General features: G+C 72.5%; 22 protein-coding genes. 9 read left to right on the top strand and 13 right to left on the bottom strand.

What is annotated here, in order from left to right; genetic code table 11:
• The first annotated feature begins 664 nt into the window (after positions 1-664).
• A complete protein-coding gene (gene trpS / locus PV343_RS14245) occupies positions 665-1,690 on the top strand; it encodes a tryptophan--tRNA ligase (protein ID WP_319147245.1) in 1,026 nt (341 codons plus the stop codon).
• Between the two features lie 73 nt (positions 1,691-1,763).
• Here the strand turns inward: trpS and proC are convergent, their stop codons facing one another.
• The 7 genes from proC to PV343_RS14210 all read right to left on the bottom strand — a co-directional run bounded on the left by proC (position 1,764) and on the right by PV343_RS14210 (position 6,700).
• On the bottom strand, positions 1,764-2,576 hold the full coding sequence (proC, locus tag PV343_RS14240; protein ID WP_319147244.1) for a pyrroline-5-carboxylate reductase: 813 nt from the start codon (positions 2,574-2,576) through the stop codon (positions 1,764-1,766).
• 68 nt (positions 2,577-2,644) lie between these two features.
• Positions 2,645-3,442: an ABC transporter permease gene (locus tag PV343_RS14235; protein WP_319147243.1), complete on the bottom strand. Its 798-nt coding sequence runs from the start codon at positions 3,440-3,442 to the stop codon at positions 2,645-2,647.
• Positions 3,439-4,233: an ABC transporter ATP-binding protein gene (locus PV343_RS14230; protein ID WP_319147242.1), complete on the bottom strand. Its 795-nt coding sequence runs from the start codon at positions 4,231-4,233 to the stop codon at positions 3,439-3,441. The genes PV343_RS14235 and PV343_RS14230 overlap by 4 nt, the downstream gene beginning before the upstream one ends.
• 169 nt (positions 4,234-4,402) lie before the next feature.
• Complete coding sequence (locus PV343_RS14225; protein ID WP_319147241.1) at positions 4,403-5,182, bottom strand: class I SAM-dependent methyltransferase; 780 nt, start codon at positions 5,180-5,182, stop codon at positions 4,403-4,405.
• Between the two features lie 260 nt (positions 5,183-5,442).
• On the bottom strand, positions 5,443-5,949 hold the full coding sequence (locus tag PV343_RS14220) for an EamA/RhaT family transporter (RefSeq protein WP_319147239.1): 507 nt from the start codon (positions 5,947-5,949) through the stop codon (positions 5,443-5,445).
• 43 nt (positions 5,950-5,992) lie between these two features.
• The gene (locus PV343_RS14215) at positions 5,993-6,340 is read right to left on the bottom strand and encodes a hypothetical protein (RefSeq protein ID WP_388236817.1); all 348 of its coding nucleotides are present in this window, start codon (positions 6,338-6,340) and stop codon (positions 5,993-5,995) included.
• Between the two features lie 42 nt (positions 6,341-6,382).
• Positions 6,383-6,700, bottom strand: a complete 318-nt coding sequence (locus tag PV343_RS14210) for an SH3 domain-containing protein (RefSeq protein WP_319147238.1) — start codon at positions 6,698-6,700, stop codon at positions 6,383-6,385.
• Positions 6,701-6,878: 178 nt separating this feature from the next.
• Here PV343_RS14210 and PV343_RS14205 point away from each other — a divergent pair, with 178 nt between their 5' ends.
• Complete coding sequence (locus PV343_RS14205; protein WP_319147237.1) at positions 6,879-9,002, top strand: serine/threonine-protein kinase; 2,124 nt, start codon at positions 6,879-6,881, stop codon at positions 9,000-9,002.
• 57 nt (positions 9,003-9,059) lie between these two features.
• Here PV343_RS14205 and ilvD read toward each other — a convergent pair whose 3' ends face one another.
• The 4 genes from ilvD to PV343_RS14185 all read right to left on the bottom strand — a co-directional run bounded on the left by ilvD (position 9,060) and on the right by PV343_RS14185 (position 13,505).
• A complete protein-coding gene (ilvD, locus tag PV343_RS14200) occupies positions 9,060-10,913 on the bottom strand; it encodes a dihydroxy-acid dehydratase (RefSeq protein ID WP_319147236.1) in 1,854 nt (617 codons plus the stop codon).
• 124 nt (positions 10,914-11,037) lie between these two features.
• The gene (locus PV343_RS14195; RefSeq protein WP_319147235.1) at positions 11,038-11,646 is read right to left on the bottom strand and encodes a TetR/AcrR family transcriptional regulator; all 609 of its coding nucleotides are present in this window, start codon (positions 11,644-11,646) and stop codon (positions 11,038-11,040) included.
• Positions 11,643-12,455: a sugar phosphate isomerase/epimerase family protein gene (locus PV343_RS14190; RefSeq protein ID WP_319147234.1), complete on the bottom strand. Its 813-nt coding sequence runs from the start codon at positions 12,453-12,455 to the stop codon at positions 11,643-11,645. The genes PV343_RS14195 and PV343_RS14190 overlap by 4 nt, the downstream gene beginning before the upstream one ends.
• 117 nt (positions 12,456-12,572) lie before the next feature.
• Positions 12,573-13,505 (bottom strand): Ppx/GppA phosphatase family protein, encoded by a 933-nt coding sequence (locus PV343_RS14185; RefSeq protein ID WP_319147233.1) that lies wholly within the window; start codon positions 13,503-13,505, stop codon positions 12,573-12,575.
• A 71-nt stretch (positions 13,506-13,576) separates the two neighbouring features.
• On the opposite strand from PV343_RS14185, the gene PV343_RS14180 reads away from it, so the two are divergent.
• Positions 13,577-14,431 (top strand): hypothetical protein, encoded by an 855-nt coding sequence (locus tag PV343_RS14180; RefSeq protein WP_319147232.1) that lies wholly within the window; start codon positions 13,577-13,579, stop codon positions 14,429-14,431.
• Positions 14,432-14,532: 101 nt separating this feature from the next.
• Here the strand turns inward: PV343_RS14180 and PV343_RS14175 are convergent, their stop codons facing one another.
• Positions 14,533-16,224 carry a BACON domain-containing protein gene (locus tag PV343_RS14175; protein WP_319147231.1) on the bottom strand — a complete coding sequence of 564 codons (1,692 nt, stop codon included), beginning with the start codon at positions 16,222-16,224 and terminating at the stop codon, positions 14,533-14,535.
• Positions 16,225-16,421: 197 nt separating this feature from the next.
• Here PV343_RS14175 and radA point away from each other — a divergent pair, with 197 nt between their 5' ends.
• Together radA and disA are read left to right on the top strand one after the other, a co-directional pair.
• The gene (gene radA / locus PV343_RS14170) at positions 16,422-17,831 is read left to right on the top strand and encodes a DNA repair protein RadA (RefSeq protein ID WP_319147230.1); all 1,410 of its coding nucleotides are present in this window, start codon (positions 16,422-16,424) and stop codon (positions 17,829-17,831) included.
• 80 nt (positions 17,832-17,911) lie between these two features.
• Entirely contained in the window at positions 17,912-19,036 is a 1,125-nt protein-coding gene (disA, locus tag PV343_RS14165) for a DNA integrity scanning diadenylate cyclase DisA (RefSeq protein ID WP_133924555.1), read from the top strand.
• A 60-nt stretch (positions 19,037-19,096) separates the two neighbouring features.
• Here disA and PV343_RS14160 read toward each other — a convergent pair whose 3' ends face one another.
• Positions 19,097-19,924: a hypothetical protein gene (locus PV343_RS14160; RefSeq protein ID WP_319147229.1), complete on the bottom strand. Its 828-nt coding sequence runs from the start codon at positions 19,922-19,924 to the stop codon at positions 19,097-19,099.
• A gap of 192 nt (positions 19,925-20,116) precedes the next feature.
• Here PV343_RS14160 and PV343_RS14155 point away from each other — a divergent pair, with 192 nt between their 5' ends.
• From PV343_RS14155 to cseB, 4 genes are all read left to right on the top strand, one after another.
• On the top strand, positions 20,117-20,992 hold the full coding sequence (locus PV343_RS14155; protein ID WP_020941445.1) for an A/G-specific adenine glycosylase: 876 nt from the start codon (positions 20,117-20,119) through the stop codon (positions 20,990-20,992).
• A gap of 307 nt (positions 20,993-21,299) precedes the next feature.
• Entirely contained in the window at positions 21,300-21,839 is a 540-nt protein-coding gene (locus PV343_RS14150; RefSeq protein WP_319147228.1) for a SigE family RNA polymerase sigma factor, read from the top strand.
• On the top strand, positions 21,827-22,480 hold the full coding sequence (locus PV343_RS14145) for a hypothetical protein (RefSeq protein WP_319147227.1): 654 nt from the start codon (positions 21,827-21,829) through the stop codon (positions 22,478-22,480). The genes PV343_RS14150 and PV343_RS14145 overlap by 13 nt, the downstream gene beginning before the upstream one ends.
• A gap of 31 nt (positions 22,481-22,511) precedes the next feature.
• Positions 22,512-23,216: a two-component system response regulator CseB gene (gene cseB, locus PV343_RS14140; RefSeq protein WP_319147226.1), complete on the top strand. Its 705-nt coding sequence runs from the start codon at positions 22,512-22,514 to the stop codon at positions 23,214-23,216.
• The last annotated feature ends 3 nt before the right edge of the window (positions 23,217-23,219 follow it).

Raw genomic sequence — 23,219 nt, 5'->3', positions numbered from 1 at the left:
GTTGAGTTCTCAAGGAACGGTCGCTTCCTTTGTACTCACCCTCTCGGGCTTTCCTCCGGGCGCTTCCCTTCGGTCTTGCGTTTCCGACTCTATCAGATCTTTTCTCGATCCGATTTCCTCGGTGCTTTCCAGGTTTCCGCTCTCGCGCTTCCCTTTCCGGCGGTTCCGACTCTATCAGATCCTTTCGGCGTCCGATTCCCGGTCGGCGGGGTGTCTTCCCGGCTGTTGGGCCGTTCCGACGAGTGAGACTTTAGCGGATTCCCCCGCCCCGAGCTAATCGGGGCGGCGCCCTTTCGAACGCGGATTCCTCATTTCGCAAATACGCACGCCAAAACAGCCGACACCGAGGCGTCGAGGAGTGACTGGTACTTGCGGAATGGCTGTCCGGGGACCGACCGGAGTCGGCGCTCACGTCGGACAACCCGGAGAACAGTACGGATCAGCCCGGGGTGTGTCAACTCGCTGCCCTGGACCCCTCCCCGGGCATAGGCTGGGGGACATGACTACGCGTACGTGCACCCAGCAGTGGTGGGCCGCCTGACGGCGGCCGCTCTCACGTATGCACCCAACGGCCGCCGACTCGGCGGCCGTTCGCGTATCTCCCTCCAGGACTCCGGGAGCCGGCCGACCGGGACGGCGGCCTCGACCAGGAGGAGACACAGAGATGACGCGGGTCTTCAGTGGTATCAAGCCGACCGGACACCTGACCCTGGGGAATTACCTCGGCGCCATGCGGCGCTGGGCCGAGGTGGACCAGCACCGGTCGGACGCGCTGTTCTGCATCGTCGACCTGCACGCGCTCACCGTGGACCACGACCCGGCTCGGGTGCGCCGGCTCAGCCGGCAGGCGACGACACTGCTGCTGGCCTCGGGGCTGGACCCCGAGCTGTGCACGGTGTTCCTGCAGAGCCACGTCGACGAGCACACGCGGCTGTCGTACCTGCTGGAGTGCGTCGCGACGGACGGTGAGATGCGCCGCATGATCCAGTACAAGGAGAAGGCCGCGCGGGAGCGCCTGCGCGGTGGGAGCGTGCGGCTGTCCCTGCTGACGTATCCGGTGCTGATGGCCGCGGACATCCTGGCCTACGGGGCGGACGAGGTGCCGGTGGGTGACGACCAGGTGCAGCACGTGGAGCTGACCCGGGACCTGGCGGTGCGGTTCAACCAGCGGTACGGGCACACGTTCACGGTGCCGAGAGCCACCCGTCCGGAGGTGGCCGCACGGGTGATGAACCTCCAGGACCCGACCTCGAAGATGGGGAAGTCGGACGACTCGGGGCCGGGGATCGTCTATCTCCTGGACGAGCCGGACGTGGTGCGCAGGAAGGTCATGCGCGCGGTGACCGACAGCGGGCGGGACGTCGAGTACGACCGCGAGGGACGGCCGGGGGTCGCCAACCTGCTGGACATTCTCGCTGCGTGCACGGACGGGAACCCTGAGTCACTGGCGTCCGTTTACGACTCGTACGGCGCATTGAAGAAGGACACCGCGGAGGCGGTCGTGGAGGTCCTCAGGCCCGTGCAGGCCAGGCACAGGGAGCTGTGCGCGGAACCCGCGTACGTGGAGGAGGTGTTGCGGATCGGTGCGGAGAAGGCCCGGGCGTCGGCCCGGCCGACCGTCGACAGCGCCTACCGGGCGATCGGGCTGCTGCCTCCCGTGGCGGAGCCCGCGCTGAGCGCGGCTCGCTGAGCGCGGCTCGCTAGGCGCGGGGCGGCGGGGTGACCCGCCGCCCACCGGTCCGTCGGCCGTGTCAGTCCTTCTGTCAGTCCTTCTTGCCGGAGGCGAGTTCGCGGCTGCGGTCGCGGGCGGCTTCGAGGGCGGCGATGAGCGCGGCGCGGACTCCGTGGTTCTCCAGCTCGCGGATGGCGTTGATCGTCGTGCCCGCCGGGGAGGTGACGTTCTCGCGGAGCTTGACGGGGTGCTCGCCGCTGTCGCGGAGCATCACGGCGGCGCCGATGGCGGACTGGACGATGAGGTCGTGCGCCTTGTCGCGGGGCAGGCCGAGCAGGATGCCGGCGTCGGTCATGGCCTCGACCAGGTAGAAGAAGTAGGCCGGTCCGGAGCCGGACAGAGCGGTGCAGGCGTCCTGCTGGCTCTCGGGGACCCGGAGGGTCTTGCCCACGGCGCCGAAGATCTCCTCGGCGGTGGCGACGTGGTCGTCGGTGGCGTGGCTGCCGGCGGAGATGACGGACATGGCCTCGTCGACGAGGGCGGGGGTGTTGGTCATGACGCGGACGACCGGGGTGCCCGCGGCGAGGCGCTCCTCGAAGAAGGAGGTGGGAATGCCGGCGGCTCCGCTGATGACCAGACGGCCGGCGGGGATGTGCGGGGCGAGTTCGTCCAGGAGGGTGCCCATGTCCTGCGGCTTGACCGTGAGGATCAGGGTGTCGGCGGTCTTGGCCGCCTCCGCGTTGCCGACCGGGGTGACTCCGTAGCGGGAGCGGAGTTCCTCGGCGCGTTCGGGACGGCGGGCGGTGACCAGGAGGTCGGCGGGGGTCCAGCCACCGCGAATCATTCCGCTGAGCAGGGCTTCGCCGATCTTGCCGGTGCCGAGGACTGCGACTTTCTGGCTCATGGAGTCATCCTCGCACCGGCTCCTCGGGGCCCGGGTGGTTGTCCGGCAGGCGGAACACGGACGGGTCGCTAGTCGGTGCGGCGCCGTAGGGTCGCCGCCCCGAGGCCCAGGACGAGCAGGGCGCATCCGGCGACGATCAGGATGTCGCGGACGAAGGTCGCCGTCATGTCCGTGTGGTGGAGGACCTCGTTCATGCCGTCGACGGCGTACGACATCGGCAGGACGTCGGAGACGGCCTCCAGGACGGGGTGCATGTCGGAGCGGGGAGTGAAGAGACCGCACAGGAGGAGCTGGGGAAAGATCACCGCGGGCATGAACTGGACCGCCTGGAATTCCGAAGCCGCGAAGGCCGAGACGAAGAGTCCGAGGGCTGTGCCGAGCAGGGCGTCGAGGAGCGCCACGAGCAGGAGCAGCCAGGGTGAGCCGGTGACGTCGAGGCCGAGGACCCAGACCGAGAGCCCGGTGGCGAGGGCCGACTGGACGATGGCGAGGGCGCCGAAGGCGAGGGCGTAGCCGGCGATGAGGTCGGCCTTGCCCAGCGGCATGGCGAGCAGCCGTTCGAGGGTGCCCGAGGTGCGTTCGCGCAGGGTGGCGATGGAGGTCACCAGGAACATCGTGATCAGCGGGAAGACGCCGAGCAGCGAGGCGCCGATGTTGTCGAAGGTGCGCGGGCTGGCGTCGAAGACGTAGCGCAGCAGGACCAGCATCAGGCAGGGGATGAGGAGCAGCAGCGCGATGGTGCGCGGGTCGTGGCGGAGCTGGCGCAGGACGCGTGCGGCGGTGGCGAGGGTGCGTCCGGCGTTCAGGGCGCGAGCGGGGGCCGCCTGGACGGGGGCTGCCTGGGTGGTGGGGGCGGTCGTGCTCATCGGGTCGTCTCCTTGGTGCGGTCCGCGGCGGCCGCTTCGTCCACGAGGCGGAGGAAGGCGGCCTCGACGGTGTCGGTTCCGGTTCGGGTGCGCAGGGCGTCGGGGGTGTCGTCGGCCAGGATCCGCCCGTCGCGCATGAGGAGGAGGCGGTGGCAGCGCTCGGCCTCGTCCATGACGTGGGAGGAGACGAGGAGGGTGGCGCCCCGGGCGGCGAGGGCGTGGAAGAGGGTCCACAGGTCGCGGCGCAGGACGGGGTCGAGGCCGACGGTGGGCTCGTCGAGGACGAGCAGTTCGGGGCTGCCGAGGAGGGCGACGGCGAGGGAGACGCGGCTGCGCTGGCCGCCGGACAGGTTGCCGGCGAGGGCGTCGGCGCGGCTGGTGAGGTCGACCTCGTCGAGGACGCGTTCGGTGTCCTGGCGGCGGTCGGCGGGGGCGCGGTGGGGTTCCAGGATCGCGGCGAAGTAGTCGAGGTTCTGGCGGACGGTCAGGTCGTCGTAGACGGAGGGCGCCTGGGTGACGTAGCCGACCCGGCTGCGCAGGGCGGGGTGGCCCGCGGGGCGGCCGAGGACGTCGAGGGTGCCGGTGACCTTGGCCTGGGTGCCGACCACGGAGCGCATGAGGGTGGACTTGCCGCAGCCGGAGGGGCCGAGCAGGCCGGTGATCTGGCCGCGCGGGACGGTGAAGCCGAGGTGGTGGAGGACGGTGCGGGCGCCGCGGGCGACGGTGAGGCCGTCGGCGTGGACGGCGTGGGGTGCCGTGGCGTGGGATGGGTCGGCCACATAATTCATCATGCGATGAATAATGTTCCCGGCGGGCCGTGCCGTCAAGGGGTCCGTCCGTCGCGGACGGGCCGGTGCGGTGGGCATACGACGGCGGCGGCCCGGAAGAAGACCGGGCCGCCGCCGAAGAAGAGGAGGCAGAGAAGCCGAAGAAGGGGAGGAAGAGAAGGAGTGGGGAGGGTCAGGGCTTGGTCGCGACGAGCAGCAGCACGTCGTACGTCTCCTCGACGATGCCGTCGGGGAAGACCTTCAGCAGATGGCCCCGCTCCTCCTCGAGGAACGCGCGCCTGCGCTCCTCGGCCGTGACCAGGAAGGCCGAGTGGCTGCCGAGGTTGGCGAGATGGGTGTCGACCGGGACGCGGCGGCTCCAGCGGACCTCGCGGCGGGCGAAGCCGAGCCGGCCGCTCGGGTCGGCGCGCTCGGGTCGGTCCCCGGCCTTGCGCTTCTCGGCGGCGATGTCCACGCCGAAGAACCGGCCGCTGCGGTCGGCGGCCTCGGCGATCCACTCGATGTCGAGGGCGTCGGTGTTCCACCACAGGGCCAGCGCGCCGCCGGGCCGCAGCACGCGCAGCGCCTCCGGCACCGAGCGGGCGGTGTCGGTCCAGTGCCAGGCCTGGGCGTAGGTGACGAGGTCGGCGTGACCGTCGGCGACGGGGAGCGCGTCGCCGCTGCCCCGCACGACCGGGACGTCCGGCAGCGAGCGGCGGAACTCGGCGGCCATGCCGGCGCCGGGCTCGACCGCGAGGACGTCGGCGCCCCGGGCGTGCAGCAGCGCGGTCGCGATCCCGGTGCCGGCCCCGACGTCCACGACCCGGGCCCCGGCCAGCGGCCGTCCCGCCAGTTCCTCGACGGCGTCGAGGAGGGCGGGCGGGTAGGAGGGCCGGTTGGCGGCGTACTGGGCGGCGGCGGCGTCGAAGGATCGGGCTCGGGCGGCGGGCGTGGGCGGCTGAGTAGGAGTCATATGACCATGCTCGCGCCGCCGGACGCACGCGGGACAGCGGATATCCCGGAGCAGCGGATGCCAGGGCGGGGGTGTCCGAGCCGGGGCGCGCGATGAGGGTGGGCCGGGCTCGGCGTGCCGCCCGGCGGTGTGGCGGAGGGAGCAGGGCACGGTGGGGGCGACCCGGACCGTGCTGTACCGATGGGCCGCTGTGCCCGGCTTCGCCTGCCTGTGGGCGAGTGCCGGCGCGACGGCCTCGCCGGTGTCGTTGCCGCGCGGCGTCAGCCGCGGCGCTTCTTCCTCGACGGATTGCCGGTGCGCCGGGAGGTGCGGCGGGCGTACTCCTCGCGAGCCCGGTCGTACTCCTCGCGGTGCAGTTTCTCGCCCGGGGCCTCGGTCAGGGAACGGAAGAAGTAGGCGAGCAGCGAGCCGACGAAGCCGATGGCGAGCAGGCCGCGCAGGGTGGCCTGGCGCTGGGGGTCGTGGCGCTTGCCGAACCCCTCCCAGGTGTTACGGAAGGCGAGCGCGCTGCAGATGGCGAACATGGCGACGACCAGCACGGTCACGAAGGCACCGCTGTCGGCGATCTGGATGCCCTCGTAGGCGAAGCGCAGGATCAGACAGGAGACGGCGGCGGCGACGAGGGACCCGGCCGCGACACCGGCCCGGCGGGCCGCGTACCCGTGGTCGTGGTCCACCCAGGACGTGCCGAAGAAGCGCAGGGGCTCGGGGCGGGGGCCGCCCGGGGAGCCCGCCGGGGTGCCCGGGGTGCCGGTTTCGTCGCTCACGGGACGATTATGGCCCCGGGCGGGGACGGGCTCCGGGGTGGGGTCAGAGGGAGCAGCGGGAGGCGACGTAGCCGTCGCTGCCGGTGTGCACGTAGGCGTCCGAGACGTACTGTCCGTTGTCGATGTTGTCCCAGATGTTCGAGGTGCCGTACGGGCCCGTCACCGTCTCACCCGGGGCCTGGCAGAAGATCGGGACGCGGGAGTTCTCGGGCAGGACCCGGACGATGCCGTAGTCGGTACCAGGGCCGTTGCGCACGTTGAGACGGACGTCCGGGGCCACCGGGAAGGTCCGTACGACGGCGGCGTCGGCCGTCGAGGCAGCCCCCATCACCATGAGGAACGCTCCGGCGGCACCGGCGAGCAGGACGGTGGCGCGTCTGCGGGATGTCATGAGAATCGTGTCCTTACGTCTGCCTCATGTCTGCGTCGCGGGTCAGAAAGCGCACCGGGAGGCGACGTAGCCGTCGGTGCCGGTGTGCACGTAGGCGTCCGAGACGAACTCGCCGTTGTCGATGTTGTCCCAGATCTTCGACGTTCCGTACGGGCCCGTCACGGCCGTTCCCGAGGTCTGGCAGAAGATCGGGACGCGGGAACCCGCAGGCAGCGTGTAGAGGATGCCGTAGCCGGTGCCGGGGCCACTGCGGACGTTGAGCTGGATGCCCGGAGCGACGGCATAGGTCCGTACGGCCGCCGCGGCCGGGGACTCCTGCCCTCCGTCGCCCGCGGCCGCTTCCACGTGGTCAACAGACATGAATGACCTCCCCCTTCGCCCCATGAGTGTCACGGGGCCGGTTCCTTCCCCTGGAGCGAGCCACGGAACACACGTGCGCGACTCGCACGCGGAGGCTAGCAAGCCGCCTCTGTCCCGTACGAGTCATCGACTAGGCTCCGTGCGTCGCGCGCGCGGACGAACAGCACGGGGGTGGTCCATGGCGCCACAGCGCAGCACCGGAGCGGGCGCGGAAGCGGAACTTCCCGAATACGCCGGTCACTATCGTCTGGAGTCCTGTCTGGGGTCGGGCGGCATGGGGGTCGTCCATCTGGCCCGCAGCACCTCGGGGCTGAAGCTCGCGGTGAAGGTGGTGCACGCCGAGTTCGCCCGGGACCCCGAGTTCAGAGGCCGTTTCCGGCAGGAGGTGGCCGCCGCCCGGAGGGTGAGCGGCGCCTTCACCGCGCCCGTGGTCGACGCCGATCCGGAGGCCGAACGGCCATGGATGGCGACGCTGTTCATCCCCGGCCCGACGCTCTCCGAACACGTGAAGCGGAACGGCCCGATGCCGACCGCGCAGTTGCGCCGGCTCATGGCCGGACTGGCGGAGGCGCTGCGCGACATCCACCGGGTGGGCGTGGTGCACCGGGACCTCAAGCCGAGCAACGTGCTGCTCGCCGAGGACGGGCCGAAGGTCATCGACTTCGGCATCTCCCGTCCGAAGGACAGCGAACTACGGACCGAGACCGGGAAGTTGATCGGCACGCCGCCGTTCATGGCGCCCGAGCAGTTCCGGCGGCCGCGGGAGGTCGGCCCGGCGGCGGACATCTTCGCCCTCGGTTCGGTGTTGGTGCACGCGGCGACCGGACGGGGGCCGTTCGACTCCGACAGCCCCTATGTCGTCGCCTATCAGGTCGTGCACGACGAGCCGGATCTGACCGGGGTGCCGGAGAGCCTGGCGCCGCTGGTGCTGCGCTGCCTGGCCAAGGAGCCCGAGGAGCGGCCGACGCCGGACGAGTTGATGCGGGAGCTGCGGTCGGTGGCCGCCTCGTACGACACCCAGGCGTTCATACCGGCGCAGCGGACGGACGACGGCCTGCCGAAGACACAGCCCCCGCGGCCCGAGCCGGCGCAGGTGGCCCGCGGACGGCTCGGCGGACTCGGCAGACGCACGCTCTTCGCCGTAGGGTCGCTCGCGCTCGCCTTGGGCACCGTGCTCACGGCACTGCTGTGGCCGGACAAGGGCGGTGACGGCGGCCCCTATACGGAGCAGACCGCCACGCACCACGCCGCGGCATCGGACGGGTTCGCCGCATGGCGCGCCGAGCCGGTCGGCGGCGGCTCCGGGATGCCGAACTGCATCTACGGGGTGCGCGAGTTGCTGTGCGTCCGCTCCGGGGTCGCCTTTGCCCTTGACCCCGCGGACGGCACGCTGCTCTGGCGGCGAACGATCGCCCGGAACCGTACGGGCGACGCGCCCGCCCTGTCCGGGGGGCTGCTGTTGCTGCCGGCGGACGACGGCCATCGGCTGCGGGCGCTCGACCCCGAGTCAGGCCGGCCGCGCTGGCAGCGGGAGCTGCCCGCGCACCAGGGGAAGACCCGATTCGTCGGCGGCATGGTCCTCGTCACCGGGACGGACGGGACGGTCACGGGCGTGGACGGGGCGTCCGGGGACACGAAGTGGCACCGGCGCGTGTCCGGACCAGGTGTCCCGGCACTGTTCTCCCGCGACGGTGACCCGCTGGCGTATGCGTCCACTCCCTCGGCTGACGGCGCGTACACACAGGTCACCGCCGTGGACCCGCAGACGGGTGCCATCCGCTGGCAGGCGCGGATGAAGGGGTCGCTGCGTCCCGTCGGCAGCCAGGGCGGCTCGCTGTTCCTGCTGTCCGTGGACCGGGCCGTCGGCGTCACGGACGGGCTGCTCCGGTACGCACCGGCTTCGAAGACGGTGCGCCGGGTGTCCCTGCCCGTGCCGCTCACCGCGCCGCAGGCCGCCGTCCGCGGTGACGTCGTCTACCTCCTGTCGACCGGCGGCTCCCTGGACGCCTTCGACCTGGGCACCGGCAAACAGCTGTGGCACCTGGAGACCTCCGTGAGCCGGGGCTCCGCACCGGTCGCCACCGCCGGGCACGTCTATTTCACCGGCGCCGACGGGCGCCTGCTCGCCATGAACGCCCGCACCGGCGATCTGGTCGCGCAGACACCGCCGCGGCTCGCCACGAACCCGGGCGAGGTCCCGTCCGTGCTGTCGGCTCCGCTGCTCGTCGGCGGTCACGTCTACGCCACCGCCCCCGACGGCTCGGTCTTCGCCCGTGACGGACGCGACCCGGCGTCCTGGTGACATGCCGAAGGGGCCGCCTCCCCAGGGAGGCGGCCCCTTCGTACGGATCCGGACCGGTCAGCCCAGTCGGCTCACGTCACGCACCGCGCCCTTGTCCGCGCTGGTCGCCATCGCCGCGTAGGCGCGCAGCGCGGCGGAGACCTTGCGGTCGCGGTCGCGCGGGGCGTACACGCCGCCGAGGGCCTCCTTGCGCCGGGTCAGTTCCGCCTCGTCGACCAGCAGCTCGATCGCCCGGTTGGGGATGTCGATGCGGATGCGGTCGCCGTCCTGGACCAGGGCGATGGTGCCGCCGGAGGCCGCCTCGGGGGAGGCGTGGCCGATGGAGAGGCCGGAGGTGCCGCCGGAGAAGCGGCCGTCGGTGATCAGGGCGCAGGTCTTGCCCAGGCCGCGGCCCTTCAGGTACGAGGTCGGGTAGAGCATCTCCTGCATGCCGGGGCCGCCCTTGGGGCCCTCGTAGCGGATGACGACGACGTCGCCGTCCTTGACCTCCTGGGTGAGGATCCGCTGGACGGCCTCCTCCTGGGACTCGCAGACCACGGCCGGGCCCTCGAAGGTCCAGATCGACTCGTCGACGCCGGCCGTCTTGACCACGCAGCCGTCGACGGCCAGGTTCCCCCTCAGGACCGCGAGGCCGCCGTCCTTGGAGTACGCGTGCTCGGCGCTGCGGATGCAGCCGCCCTCGGCGTCGTCGTCCAGCGTCTCCCAGCGCTCGGACTGGGAGAAGGCCTCGGCGGAGCGGACGCAGCCGGGGGCCGCGTGCCACAGCTCGACGGCCTCGGGGGACGGGGAGCCGCCGCGGACGTCCCAGGTCTTGAGCCAGTCGGAGAGGGAGGGGCTGTGGACCGCGTGCACGTCCTCGTTGAGCAGGCCCGCGCGGTGCAGTTCGCCGAGCAGGGCCGGGATGCCGCCGGCGCGGTGCACGTCCTCCATGTAGTACGTGCGGTTCTTCGCGACGTTGGGGGCGACCTTGGCGAGGCAGGGGACGCGGCGGGAGACGGCGTCGATCTGCTCCAGGCCGAAGGCGACGCCCGCCTCCTGGGCGGCGGCCAGCAGGTGCAGGATCGTGTTGGTGGAGCCGCCCATCGCGATGTCCAGGGCCATGGCGTTCTCGAAGGCCTGGAAGGTGGCGATGTTGAGCGGCAGGACGGTGTCGTCGTCCTGCTCGTAGTAGCGGCGGGTGAGGTCCATGACCGTGCGGGCCGCGTTCTCGTACAGGGCGCGGCGGGCGGTGTGGGTGGCGAGCACCGAACCGTTGCCGGGCAGGGAGAGGCCGATGGCCTCGGTCAGGCAGTTCATCGAGTTGGCGGTGAACATGCCGGAACAGCTGCCGCAGGTGGGGCAGGCGTTCTCCTCGATGCGGAGGATGTCCTCGTCGGAGATCTTGTCGTTGACGGCGTCGGAGATCGCGTCGACCAGGTCGAGGGTGCGGACCGTGCCGTCGACCAGGGTGGCCCGGCCGGACTCCATGGGGCCGCCGGAGACGAAGACCGTCGGGATGTTCAGGCGCAGGGCCGCCATCAGCATGCCCGGGGTGATCTTGTCGCAGTTGGAGATGCAGACCAGGGCGTCGGCGCAGTGGGCCTCCACCATGTACTCGACCGAGTCGGCGATCAGGTCACGGGAGGGCAGGGAGTACAGCATGCCGCCGTGGCCCATGGCGATGCCGTCGTCCACGGCGATCGTGTTGAACTCGCGGGGGATGCCGCCCGCCTCTTTGATCGCCTCACTGACGATCCGGCCGACCGGCTGGAGGTGGGTGTGGCCCGGCACGAACTCGGTGAAGGAGTTGGCGACGGCGATGACGGGCTTCCGGCCGATGTCCGCACCGGGTACACCGGAGGCGCGCATAAGGGCGCGGGCGCCCGCCATGTTGCGGCCGTGGGTGACTGTGCGGGACCTCAGCTCGGGCATCGTCGCTCGCTCCTTCGAAGACCTTCTGCCAGTGAGTTCTGACTGTCTACGAGCGTACGCCGCCCCTCCACGGACTGGACAAGGTTGTCCGGAATGCGGGACGCGTGTTCCACGGGGGCGACTGTCAGGGCTGCGTCAGATGCCCCTGCACCACCGGCGCCACCCGTTTGATGATCGACTCCAGGTCCGCCGACGCCAGCGGCTCCAGCTTGATCACGTACCGCATCAGGGCCGCGCCCACCAGCTGCGCGGCCGCCAGCTCGGCGCGCAGCTCCGCGTCCGGCAGGTCGAGCTGGGCGGCGATGCGGCGCAGCAGCTGGGCGGCGACGAGGCGGCGGAAGACGGCGGCCGCGGTCTCGTTGTTCACGGCGGAGCGCAGGATCGCCAGGAGCGGCGTACGGGTCGTGGGGTTCTCCCAGACGCCGAAGACGAAGCGGGTGAGCCGCTCCCCCACCGCCTCGACGGGCCCTGCGGCCAGCGCCTCGGGCGCGTTCAGGGCGGGTGCGAACGCCACCGCCACGGCCGCTTCGAAGATCTGTTCCTTGGTGCCGAAGTAGTGGTGGACGAGCGCCGCGTCGACCCCGGCGGCCTTGGCGATGCCGCGTACGGAGGTCTTCTCGTAGCCGTGTTCGGAGAACACCTCGCGGGCGGCCGCGAGGATGCGGTCGCGGGTGTCGGCGGACTCCGTGCGCGGCGGGCGGCCGCGGCGGCGGGCTCCGGCGGTGCCGGTCACCGCCGGGGCACCTTCACGGCGGCGGCCAGGTGCGCGCGGGTGAAGGCGAGGGCCTCGGCGAGGTCGGCCTCGCGCTCGGCGCTGGACATCGCCCGCCGGGTGTTGACCTCGATGACGACGTGCCCGTCGAAGCCGCGCCGCCCGAGGCGCTCCAGCAGCTCGGCGCAGGGCTGGGTGCCGCGTCCGGGGACCAGGTGCTCGTCCTTGGCCGAGCCGCGGCCGTCGGCGAGGTGGACGTGCCCGAGGCGGTCGCCCATGCGGTCGATCATGTCGAGCGCGTCCGTGCGGGCCGTCGCCGTGTGGCTGAGGTCGATCGTGAAGTGCCGGTAGTCGTCCTTGGTGACGTCCCAGTCGGGCGCGTACGCCAGCATCTCGCGGTCGCGGTAGCGCCAGGGGTACATGTTCTCGACGGCGAACCGCACGTCGGTCTCGTCGGCCATCCGCCAGATCCCGGAGACGAAGTCGCGGGCGTACTGCCGCTGCCAGCGGAAGGGCGGGTGGACGACGACCGTGCCGGCGCCCAGCTTCTCGGCGGCCGCCCGGGCCCGCTGGAGCTTGACCCAGGGGTCGGTGGACCAGACCCGCTGGGTGATCAGCAGACAGGGGGCGTGGACGGCCAGGATCGGGATGCCGTGGTAGTCGGACAGGCGGCGCAGGGCCTCGATGTCCTGGCTGACCGGATCGGTCCACACCATGACCTCGACGCCGTCGTAGCCGAGGCGCGCGGCGATCTCGAAGGCCGTCGCGGTCGACTCCGGATAGACGGAGGCCGTGGACAGCGCGACGGTCACGTCCCTTGGTTCTGCCACGTCCGTCACCTTAAAGGGTCGAGTGGGAAGGGTGTCGGGTCCCTCTTCGCCGTTGTGACGTTTGCCATGCGGGCGGGCACGGCCCCGGCAGGTCCGGTTCCGCGCCCCCGGGGTACGTCAGTCGGCGTCCATGTGGTCGAGGCGGCGGAGGATGACGCCCTCGCGCAGCGCCCACGGACAGATCTCCAGGCTCTCGACGCCGAACAGGTCCATCGCGCCCTCGGCCACCAGCGCGCCCGCGAGGAGCTGGCCGGCCCGGCCCTCCGAGACCCCCGGCAGCTCGGAGCGCTGCGCGGCGGACATGCCGGACAGCCGTGGCACCCATGCCTCCAGGGACTCGCGCTTGAGCTCGCGCTGGACGTAGAGGCCCTCGGCGCTGCGGGCGGCACCGGCGATGCGGGCCAGCTGCTTGAAGGTCTTGGAGGTGGCCACCACGTGGTCGGGGGCGCCGAAGCGGCTGAACTCGCCGACCGAACGGGCTATCTGCGCGCGGACATGGCGGCGCAGGGCGCGGACGTTCTCGGCGTCGGGCGGGTCGCCGTGCAGCCAGCCGGCGGTGAGGCGGCCGGCGCCGAGCGGCAGGGAGACGGCGGTGTCCGGCTCCTCGTCGATGCCGTAGGCGATCTCCAGGGAGCCGCCGCCGATGTCCAGCACCAGCAGCTTTCCGGCCGACCAGCCGAACCAGCGGCGGACCGCCAGGAAGGTGAGCCGGGCCTCCTCCTCGCCGGTCAGGACCTGGAGCCGCACCCCGGTCTCGTCCTCCACGCGCGCGAGGACGTCGTCGGCGTTGGACGCCTCCCGGACGGCGGAGGTCGCGAACGGGACCAGATCCTCGACGCCCTTGTCCTCGGCGGCCTGGAGCGCCTCCCGTACGACGTCGACCAGCTTGCTGATGCCGTCGTCGCCGATGGCACCGCTGTCGTCGAGCAGCTGGGCGAGCCGCAGTTCGGCCTTGTGCGAATGCGCGGGCAGCGGGCGCGCGCCGGGGTGGGCGTCCACCACCAGCAGATGCACCGTGTTCGAACCCACGTCCAGGACACCGAGTCTCATGTACGGAACGCTACTGCCAGATTCGCTTTTCCCGGTCCCCGCTGCGGGCTCCGGCCACTTACCCTGGACGCGTGCCAAAGACGAAAAAGGCGAACTCCGGGAAAGCTGTGAAGGCGGACAAGACGGACAAGGCGGGCCGCAACGCCCCGTCCGCCAAGGCGCCGAAGGCGAGCGACGAACAGGGGCTCGACTTCGCGCGCGCGTGGGTGGAGTTCCCCGATCCGGCGGACGACGAGCAGGTCTTCCGCTGCGATCTGACATGGCTGACCTCTCGCTGGAACTGCATCTTCGGCAGCGGCTGCCAGGGCATCCAGCCGGGCCGTGCGGCCGACGGGTGCTGCTCGCTGGGCGCCCACTTCTCCGACGAGGACGACGAGAAGCGCGTCGCCGAGCACGTCGCCAGGCTCACGCCGGAGATCTGGCAGAACCACGCCGAGGGCACCCGCAACGGCTGGGTGTCCGAGGACGAGGAGGGGTCCCGGCAGACCCGGCCCTTCCAGGGCTCGTGCGTCTTCCAGAACCGCCCCGGCTTCGCGGGCGGCGCGGGCTGCTCGCTGCACATCCTGGCCCTGAAGGAGGGCCGGGAGCCGCTGGAGACCAAGCCCGACGTGTGCTGGCAGCTGCCGATCCGGCGGACCTACGACTGGATCGACCGGCCGGACGACACGCGCGTGCTGCAGGTGTCGATCGGCGAGTACGACCGGCGGGGCTGGGGCCCGGGCGGCCACGACCTGCACTGGTGGTGCACGTCGGCGACCTCGGCGCACGGCGCGGGCGAGCCGGTGTACGTCTCCTACCGGCCCGAGCTGACCGAGCTGATGGGCAAGGCGGGCTACGACCGGCTGGTCGAGCTGTGCGAGCAGCGGCTGGCCTCCCAGCTCCCGCTGGTGGCACCGCACCCGGCGGACCCGGTACCGGGCGACTAGGGCAGGTTCCGCGGCGGGCCCGGGGGGTTGTCGCCCCTCAGCGGGCTCTGGGGCCTGTCGTCCCGCGACGGCCCCCGGGGCCCGTCGTCGTCCCTCGTGCGTCACTGTCCGTCCGAGGGGCTCGGGCTGCCGTCGTCGGCGGGCGGCGGCGAGGAGCTCGGCGGGTCGGACGGGGCGGACTCCGTGGGGCTGGGGCTGGAGCCCGGGTCGCTCGGGGACGGGGACTGGCTGGTCGGCGGGTCGGACGGGGTCGAGGGCGCGGACGTCGGGCCGGGGCCTGGGCCGGACGTCGACGGCGGGGCCGAGGGGCCGCGCGGGGCGGTGCCGTAGCCGTCGATCGTGACGACGGCGCCGGCCGGCGAGATCGCCACCTGGGCGTGCCAGTGGCCGGACGGCTCGCGCAGGTGGTCGACGTACACCTTGATCGTCAGCGTGTCGCCGGGGTCGAGGGTTCCCGCGGACTGGCTGAGGTAGAGCCAGGCCGCCGAGGTGGACGCGGACCAGCGGACCGGTCCCGGACCGGACGCGGTGAGGGTGATCAGCGTGGTGTCGCCGTTGTTGCTCGCACCGACCGTGAGCCGGCCGGCGCCCTTGTGGTCTCCCCCGTTGACGCTGACGACCTCGACGGAGACGTCCGGGCCGCCGGACCTGCCCGGGCCGCCGGGCTTCACGCTGGCGTTGCCCGCGTTCTCGTAGCCGCCCGCGGTGTCGCCGCCGAGCGCGTCGGGGCCCTGGGCCTCGCGCGCGGTGGCCGAGCGGCCGTCCTCGTCACCGGCCGGCGTGGACCGGTAGGCGGCCCACAGGGCGATCACGGGGGCCGCGACGACCGTGGCGACGACCGTGGTGGTGACGGCACGCGCGCGCAGGCGGTCCCGCCGGGCGGCGTGGTCCTTGGGGTCCATCGGGAAGCCGCGCCGGTCGAAGCGGGGCGCGGCCGCGCCTCGCGCGCGGGGGTGGTGCGCGAGGGCGACGTGCAGGGCGGCGCGCGGCGCCTCCAGGACGGGCAGCTCGGCCGGGGTGACCGTGGCTCCGGGCCAGCGGCCGGGCACCGCGCGTTCGGCGGTACGGCGGCAGCGCGGGCAGTCGTCGACGTGCCGGACCAGCTCGCGGCGCAGGGCGGTGCTGAGGACCAGCCGGCTGTCCCCGGTGAGATGGGCCACGCTCGGGCAGCCGCCGGTCTCGACCACGGCGAGCGCGGCGCGGGTGCGCTCGACCTCGCAGGCGGCGGCGGACAGCAGCTCGCGCGCGGCGGCGGGCTCCATGCCGAGGACGGCGGCGACCTCGTGGGCGGCCAGGTGGTGGCGGACGGCCAGCTCCAGCGCCTCGCGCTGCTCGGGGGTGGTGCCCGCCGCCTCCGGCCAGGCGAGCAGGGCCAGTTCGCGCCGCCGCTGCTCCTCGACCTCGGCGGAGACGGACGGCTCGGGCGCCTGCTTCGCGGCCGCGGTGCGGCCGGCCGCGTGGGTGGCCTGACGTTTCTGCTTGGCCTCGGCGAGCCCGCGCAGGCAAGCCCAGCGGGCCAGCGCGTACAGCCAGGCCCTGCGGTCGTCGGCGGCCTGCGGGACGCGCTGCCCGCGCCGCTCGGCCAGTGCCAGGACGTCGCCGAGGGCGGTGGTGGCCGCGTCGTGGTCGCACAGCACCGACAGACAGTAGGTGAACAGTCCGTCCAGGTACGGCTCGTAGCGCGCCGGCGGCCGCTGGGCGATCGTGCGCGCGGCGGCGCGGTCGCGCGCCTCCCGGTGCGCCCGGTGTGCGCCGGTGGTGCGGGTCGTGGTCCGAGAACTGCTGCTCATCACCTGTGCGACCGTAGGCGGCGGCGGAGTGTCCCTTCTGGCACCTTGAGCACTTTTAATCCGTACGGGTGAAACGATCCCTCATAAGGGGACAGGAACCTTTCATTCCGTGGCGCGATCTCCGTGAATCGTGGCCGGTACCGGACCACCCACAGGCGCCCCGGGCGGGCTCTGTCAGTGCTCCGGGCTACGGTTTCCGCATGGCTGCCCGTACCAAGACCACCAAGGACCGACCGTCCTACCGCTGCACCGAGTGCGGCTGGCAGACGGCCAAGTGGCTCGGCCGCTGCCCCGAGTGCCAGGCCTGGGGCACGGTCGAGGAGTACGGCGCGCCCGCGGTCCGCACGACGGCACCGGGCCGGGTCACCTCCTCCGCGCTGCCCATCGGGCAGGTCGACGGCCGGCAGGCCACCGCCCGCTCCACCGGCGTGCCGGAGCTGGACCGGGTGCTCGGCGGCGGCCTGGTCCCCGGCGCGGTCGTGCTGCTCGCGGGCGAGCCCGGGGTCGGCAAGTCCACCCTGCTGCTGGACGTGGCGGCCAAGGCGGCGAGCGAGGAGCACCCGACCCTCTACGTGACCGGCGAGGAGTCGGCGAGCCAGGTCCGGCTGCGCGCCGACCGCATCCACGCCCTGGACGACCACCTGTACCTGGCCGCCGAGACGGATCTCGCGGCGGTCCTCGGGCACTTGGACGCGGTGAAGCCGTCCCTGCTGATCCTCGACTCGGTGCAGACGGTGGCCTCACCGGAGATCGACGGCGCGCCGGGCGGCATGGCCCAGGTCCGCGAGGTGGCGGGCGCGCTGATCCGCGCCTCCAAGGACCGCGGGATGTCGACGCTCCTGGTGGGCCACGTCACCAAGGACGGCGCGATCGCGGGCCCCCGGCTGCTGGAGCACCTGGTGGACGTCGTGCTGCACTTCGAGGGCGACCGGCACGCGCGGCTGCGCCTGGTGCGCGGCGTGAAGAACCGCTACGGCGCCACGGACGAGGTCGGCTGCTTCGAGCTGCACGACGAGGGCATCACGGGCCTGGCGGACCCCAGCGGCCTGTTCCTGACCCGGCGTGACGAGCCGGTGCCCGGCACCTGCCTGACGGTCACCCTGGAGGGCCGCCGCCCGCTGGTGGCCGAGGTGCAGGCGCTCACCGTGGACTCCCAGATCCCCTCCCCGCGCCGGACCACCTCCGGCCTGGAGACCTCCCGGGTGTCGATGATGCTGGCGGTGCTGGAGCAGCGCGGAAGGATCAGCGCGCTCGGCAAGCGGGACATCTACTCCGCGACGGTGGGCGGCGTGAAGCTGTCCGAACCGGCCGCCGACCTGGCGATCGCCCTCGCCCTCGCCTCGGCCGCCAGTGACACCCCGCTGCCCAAGAACCTCGTCGCGATCGGCGAGGTGGGCCTGGCCGGCGAGGTGAGACGGGTCACGGGCGTGCAGCGCAGGCTCGCCGAGGCGCACCGGCTCGGCTTCACGCACGCGCTGGTACCGGGCGATCCGGGCAAGGTCCCGGCCGGTATGAAGGTGCTGGAAGTCGCCGACATGGGGGACGCGCTGCGGGTGCTGCCGCGCTCCCGTCGCCGAGAGGCCCCACGGGAGGCGGAGGAGCGCCGGTAGACTTTGCCCAGGTCTCGCCCGTCCGTACGAACCGAGTGCGCACGACGGCAGCGCCCAGAACCTGCGACCGGAGGAGTGCAGTGGCAGCCAACGACCGGGCAGCAGCTCCCGGAAAATCCGGTGGGAGTGCCGGCTCCGATCGCCTGATGCGCGCCTCGCTGAGCGCCGTGGCGCCCGGCACGCCCCTGCGTGACGGCCTGGAGCGGGTCCTGCGCGGCAACACCGGCGGGCTGATCGTCCTCGGTTCCGACAAGACCGTCGAGGCCATGTGCACGGGCGGCTTCGTCCTGGACGTGGAGTTCGCGGCGACGCGGCTGCGGGAGCTGTGCAAGCTGGACGGCGGCATCGTGCTCTCCTCCGACCTGTCGAAGATCCTGCGGGCCGGCGTGCAGCTGGTCCCGGACCCCACGATCCCGACGGAGGAGACCGGCACCCGGCACCGTACGGCGGACCGGGTCTCCAAGCAGGTCGGCTTCCCGGTGGTCTCCGTCTCCCAGTCCATGCGGCTGATCGCGCTGTACGTCGACGGGCAGCGCCGGGTGCTGGAGGACTCGGCGGCGATCCTGTCCCGCGCGAACCAGGCGCTGGCCACCCTGGAGCGGTACAAGCTCCGGCTGGACGAGGTCGCGGGCACGCTGTCGGCGCTGGAGATCGAGGACCTGGTGACGGTCCGGGACGTCTCCGCGGTGGCGCAGCGCCTGGAGATGGTCCGGCGCATCGCCACCGAGATCGCCGAGTACGTGGTCGAACTGGGCACCGACGGCCGTCTGCTGGCCCTCCAGCTGGAGGAGCTGATCGCCGGGGTGGAGCCCGACCGCGAGCTGGTCGTCCGGGACTACGTGCCCGAGCCCACCGCGAAGCGCTCCCGCACGGTCGAGGAGGCGCTGTTCGAGCTGGACGCCCTCAGCCACGCGGAACTGCTCGAAATGGGCACGGTGGCACGGGCACTGGGGTACACGGGCTCTCCCGAGACCCTGGACTCGGCGGTCTCCCCGCGCGGCTTCCGGCTGCTGGCGAAGGTGCCGCGGCTGCCGGGCGCCATCATCGACCGGCTGGTGGAGCACTTCGGCGGTCTGCAGAAGCTGCTCGCCGCCAGTGTGGACGACCTCCAGGCCGTCGACGGCGTCGGCGAGGCCCGGGCGCGGAGCGTGCGCGAGGGCCTGTCCCGCCTGGCCGAGTCCTCCATCCTGGAGCGCTACGTCTGACACGCGGCAGCGGCCGGCCGGGGCGGGGTCTCCCGCGCTCCGGCGGGAACCGCCGCCCGGCTAGTCCTCCGCCAGTACGAACGAGGCCTGGGCCTTGGCGAAGCCCGGCGTCTTCGCTTCCAGCAGGTACGTCCCCGGCTTCGCCGACCCGGCCGGGGGAGTCGCGCAGTGCGCGGCGCTCGGCTTGCGGTCCCACTTCACGGCGTACGTGATGCTCTGCCCGGCGGACACCCGGAACACCAGGCTGACGGCACCCTTCGGGCAGTCGGCCGAGGACCAGTAGTCGTCACCGCCGTCCGCCGGCGTGATGGTCAACACCGCCTTCTCGGGCCCGAGATCGACCTTGCAGTCGGTGGACGAGGTGTTCTTCGCGGTCAGTTCGAACGTCGGCGTCTGGTCCGGCGAGTACGAGTTGTGCAGGCTGCGCAGGCTCAACGTGACCGCCCCGGCGGTGCAGTCGGGCAGCGCGGAGGAGGCAGGCAGCGCGTCGGCCGCGACGACGGGACCGCCGCCCGTACCCGAACCCGAGCCGCCCGCCGAACCGGAGGAGCCGGAGGAGCCCTTGCCGTCCGAGCCCGAACCGCCGTCCGACCCGGAGCCGCTGCCACCGGAACCGTCGCCGCCGGAGCCGTCGCCCCCGCCCGACTCGTCGCGGCCGCCCGGGTGTTGACTGATCGCCGACCCGGACGGGGTGGGCCCCGGCGTAATCGTGGACACGGGACCCTTGCCGTTGGAGCCGTCGGCGTTCTTGTTGCCGCCCCCGCCGCCGGACACCACGATCCAGACGATCACCAGGGCCAACAGCGCCAACATGGACAGCAGTACGGCCCTCCGTCGCCAGTAGATGGAGGAGGGAAGCGGCCCGACCGGATTGCGCAGAGATCCCACGGCCCAAACTGTACGAGAGATCAGCGCCCTTGCTGGCGCCACCCGCCGCCCGGGACGCAACTTTTCCGGATCATCATTCCGGCAACTGTCCTGAGGAAAGAGGCTCTTCACACAGCGCGACCCGATGCGACGCTCCGCAATCGCGCCGACGCCGACCACGCCCGCCCGAGCCGTGGCAGGATCGGAAGGGCCATGACTGAGAAGCTCCACACCCCCGTGATCTCCTGGTTCGACGCACACGCCCGCGACCTCCCCTGGCGCCGCCCGGAGGCGGGCCCCTGGGGTGTGATGGTCAGCGAGTTCATGCTCCAGCAGACCCCCGTGAGCCGCGTCCAGCCCGTCTACGAGCAGTGGCTGAGCCGCTGGCCGCGCCCCGCCGACCTCGCCGAGGAGGCGCCCGGCGAGGCGGTGCGCGCCTGGGGCCGGCTCGGCTACCCGCGCCGCGCCCTGCGGCTGCACGGCGCGGCGGTGGCCATAACGGAGCGGCACGGCGGCGACGTGCCGACGGACCACGCCCAGCTGCTGGCGCTGCCCGGCATCGGCGAGTACACGGCGGCCGCGGTGGCCTCCTTCGCGTACGGTCAGCGGCACCCGGTGCTGGACACCAATGTGCGCCGGGTCCTGGCGCGGGCGGTGACGGGTGTGCAGTACCCGCCGAACGCCACCACCGCGGCCGAGCGCCGGCTGGCCCGCGACCTGCTGCCGGAGGACGAGGGGACGGCCGCCCGGTGGGCCGCCGCCTCCATGGAGCTGGGCGCCCTGGTGTGCACGGCGAAGAACGAGGGCTGCCAGCGCTGCCCGATCGCCCCGCAGTGCGCCTGGCGGCTGGCGGGCAAGCCGGAGCACGAGGGGCCGCCGCGCCGCGGGCAGACGTACGCCGGCACGGACCGGCAGGTGCGCGGCAAGCTGCTGGCCGTGCTGCGGGAGGCGCACGTGCCGGTGCCGCAGGCGGCGTTGGACCGGGTGTGGCACGAGCCGGTGCAGCGCGCCCGCGCGCTCGACGGGCTCGTCACGGACGGTCTGGTGGAGCCGCTGCCCGGCGGCCTGTACCGGCTGCCCCTGACCTGACGGTCGGGAGCGCCTGACGAACCTGGCGGAGCTGACGTACGGACAAGTCGGCGCGGCGAGGGGTTCGTTACGAACCACCACACCCAACAAAGCACCGCATAAAGGACATAAGACCCGCGCTCTTTACCCCTCGCCTACTTCCGTTACACAACCGACGGACAGCCGATTGCTAGCCGAAGGCTGCTCCGCACAGCCCCGTGACAACCGCTCCGTAGGTTCTTTCCCGTACCCGGCAGACCACGGGACAGCGGGAAGAGCGGGACTCCGGGCACGAGCCGGAGTACACGGGGAGCGGAGGCGGTTGATCATGGCGCAGGGCGAGGTGCTCGAGTTCGAGGAGTACGTGCGGACCCGGCAGGACGCGCTGCTGCGCAGCGCCCGCCGGCTGGTGCCGGACCCGATCGACGCCCAGGACCTGCTCCAGACCGCGCTCGTGCGCACGTACGGCCGCTGGGAGGGCATCGCCGACAAGCGGCTCGCCGACGCCTACCTGCGCCGTGTCATGATCAACACGCGCACCGAGTGGTGGCGCGCCCGCAAGCTGGAGGAGGTTCCGACCGAGCAGCTGCCGGACGCGTCCGTGGAGGACTCCACCGAGCAGCACGCCGACCGGGCCCTGCTGATGGACATCATGAAGGTGCTCGCACCCAAGCAGCGCAGTGTCGTGGTGCTGCGACACTGGGAGCAGATGTCCACTGAGGAGACGGCCGCGGCCCTCGGCATGTCGGCCGGTACGGTCAAGAGCACGCTGCACCGGGCGCTCGCCCGGCTCCGTGAGGAGCTGGAGGCCCGCGATCTGGACGCACGCGCGCTGGAGCGTGAGGAGCGGGAGCGTTGCGCGGCCTGACCGGGGCCGGGCCCAGCGAGGCCCGAGGCAGTACTCAGGCGGTGATCGCGGCGGTGGCCACGCTCACCGCCATCGCCCTTTTCGTCGCCGCCTGCGGCACCGGCGGCACGGGCGCCCGGGACGAGGGCCCGGCGCACGCCTCCGCCGTGGCCGGGTCCGGCGCCTCACCGGCGCCGAGTCCCTCCGGCTCCTACCGGCGGGTGGACGCCGTGGCGCTGGTCAAGCACGACCCGGCGGTCTCGGCCGCCGTCAAGCGTGAGCTGAAGCCGTGCAGCGGCGACGACTACCCCGTCGACGTCTCCTACGGCGCGCTGACCGGCGGCTCCGTGGACGACGTCGTCGTCAACGTGCTGACCTGTGCCGACGCGGTCGGCATCGGCTCGTACGTCTACCGGGACGACGACGGCGCGTACAAGAATGTCTTCAAGAGCGAGGAGTCCCCGGTCTACGCGGAGATCGAGGACGGCGTCCTGTCGGTGACCAAGCAGTTCTACCGGAAGGGCGACCCCATCTCCAGCCCGTCCGGCGAGGACGTGACGCCCTACCGGTGGACGGCGGGGCGGTTCGTGCAGGGCAAGGGCGTCCACAGGTTCTACAGCAACTCCGTCGGCGGGGATGCGACGCCCACGCCGGGCAACTGACCGACACATCACCGAGGACTGAGAGCGCGGGATGGCAGACCAGACCCATGTCCTGTTCGTCGAGGACGACGACGTCATCCGCGAGGCCACGCAGCTCGCCCTGGAGCGGGACGGCTTCGCGGTGACGGCCATGCCCGACGGCCTCTCGGGGCTGGAGGCGTTCCGGGCGGACCGGCCGGACATCGCCCTGCTGGACGTGATGGTCCCGGGCCTGGACGGGGTCAGCCTGTGCCGGCGCATCCGGGACGAGTCGACCGTGCCGGTGATCATGCTGTCGGCGCGTGCCGACTCCATCGACGTCGTCCTCGGCCTGGAGGCGGGCGCCGACGACTACGTCACCAAGCCGTTCGACGGTGCCGTGCTGGTCGCCCGGATCCGCGCCGTGCTGCGCCGCTTCGGCCACGCCGGCGGTGCCGCGCACCCGGAGGAGCCCGCCGCGCAGCTGACCGGCGGCACGCTGGCCTTCGGCGACCTGGAGATCGACACCGAGGGCATGGAGGTGCGCCGGGCCGGGCAGCCGGTGGCGCTCACCCCGACCGAGATGCGGCTGCTGCTGGAGTTCTCCGGCGCGCCCGGCACCGTGCTCTCCCGCGACAAGCTGCTGGAGCGGGTGTGGGACTACGGCTGGGGCGGCGACACCCGGGTCGTCGACGTCCACGTGCAGCGGCTGCGGCAGAAGATCGGCCAGGACCGGATCGAGACGGTCCGCGGTTTCGGCTACAAGTTGAAGGCCTGAGCG

The sequence above is a fragment of the Streptomyces sp. WI03-4A genome (genome assembly GCF_033792105.1).
Lineage (GTDB): Bacteria > Actinomycetota > Actinomycetes > Streptomycetales > Streptomycetaceae > Streptomyces > Streptomyces collinus_A.
This window is presented reverse-complemented; position numbering and strand designations above follow the sequence as displayed.

Coding starts and splice junctions, on each gene's coding strand:
- trpS (WP_319147245.1), top strand. CDS start 665: ATGACGCGGGTCTTCAGTGGTATCAAGCCGACCGGACACCTGACCCTG.
- proC (WP_319147244.1), bottom strand. CDS start 2,576: ATGAGCCAGAAAGTCGCAGTCCTCGGCACCGGCAAGATCGGCGAAGCC.
- PV343_RS14235 (WP_319147243.1), bottom strand. CDS start 3,442: ATGAGCACGACCGCCCCCACCACCCAGGCAGCCCCCGTCCAGGCGGCC.
- PV343_RS14230 (WP_319147242.1), bottom strand. CDS start 4,233: ATGATGAATTATGTGGCCGACCCATCCCACGCCACGGCACCCCACGCC.
- PV343_RS14225 (WP_319147241.1), bottom strand. CDS start 5,182: ATGACTCCTACTCAGCCGCCCACGCCCGCCGCCCGAGCCCGATCCTTC.
- PV343_RS14215 (WP_388236817.1), bottom strand. CDS start 6,340: ATGACATCCCGCAGACGCGCCACCGTCCTGCTCGCCGGTGCCGCCGGA.
- PV343_RS14210 (WP_319147238.1), bottom strand. CDS start 6,700: ATGTCTGTTGACCACGTGGAAGCGGCCGCGGGCGACGGAGGGCAGGAG.
- PV343_RS14205 (WP_319147237.1), top strand. CDS start 6,879: ATGGCGCCACAGCGCAGCACCGGAGCGGGCGCGGAAGCGGAACTTCCC.
- ilvD (WP_319147236.1), bottom strand. CDS start 10,913: ATGCCCGAGCTGAGGTCCCGCACAGTCACCCACGGCCGCAACATGGCG.
- PV343_RS14185 (WP_319147233.1), bottom strand. CDS start 13,505: ATGAGACTCGGTGTCCTGGACGTGGGTTCGAACACGGTGCATCTGCTG.
- radA (WP_319147230.1), top strand. CDS start 16,422: ATGGCTGCCCGTACCAAGACCACCAAGGACCGACCGTCCTACCGCTGC.
- PV343_RS14155 (WP_020941445.1), top strand. CDS start 20,117: ATGACTGAGAAGCTCCACACCCCCGTGATCTCCTGGTTCGACGCACAC.
- PV343_RS14150 (WP_319147228.1), top strand. CDS start 21,300: ATGGCGCAGGGCGAGGTGCTCGAGTTCGAGGAGTACGTGCGGACCCGG.
- cseB (WP_319147226.1), top strand. CDS start 22,512: ATGGCAGACCAGACCCATGTCCTGTTCGTCGAGGACGACGACGTCATC.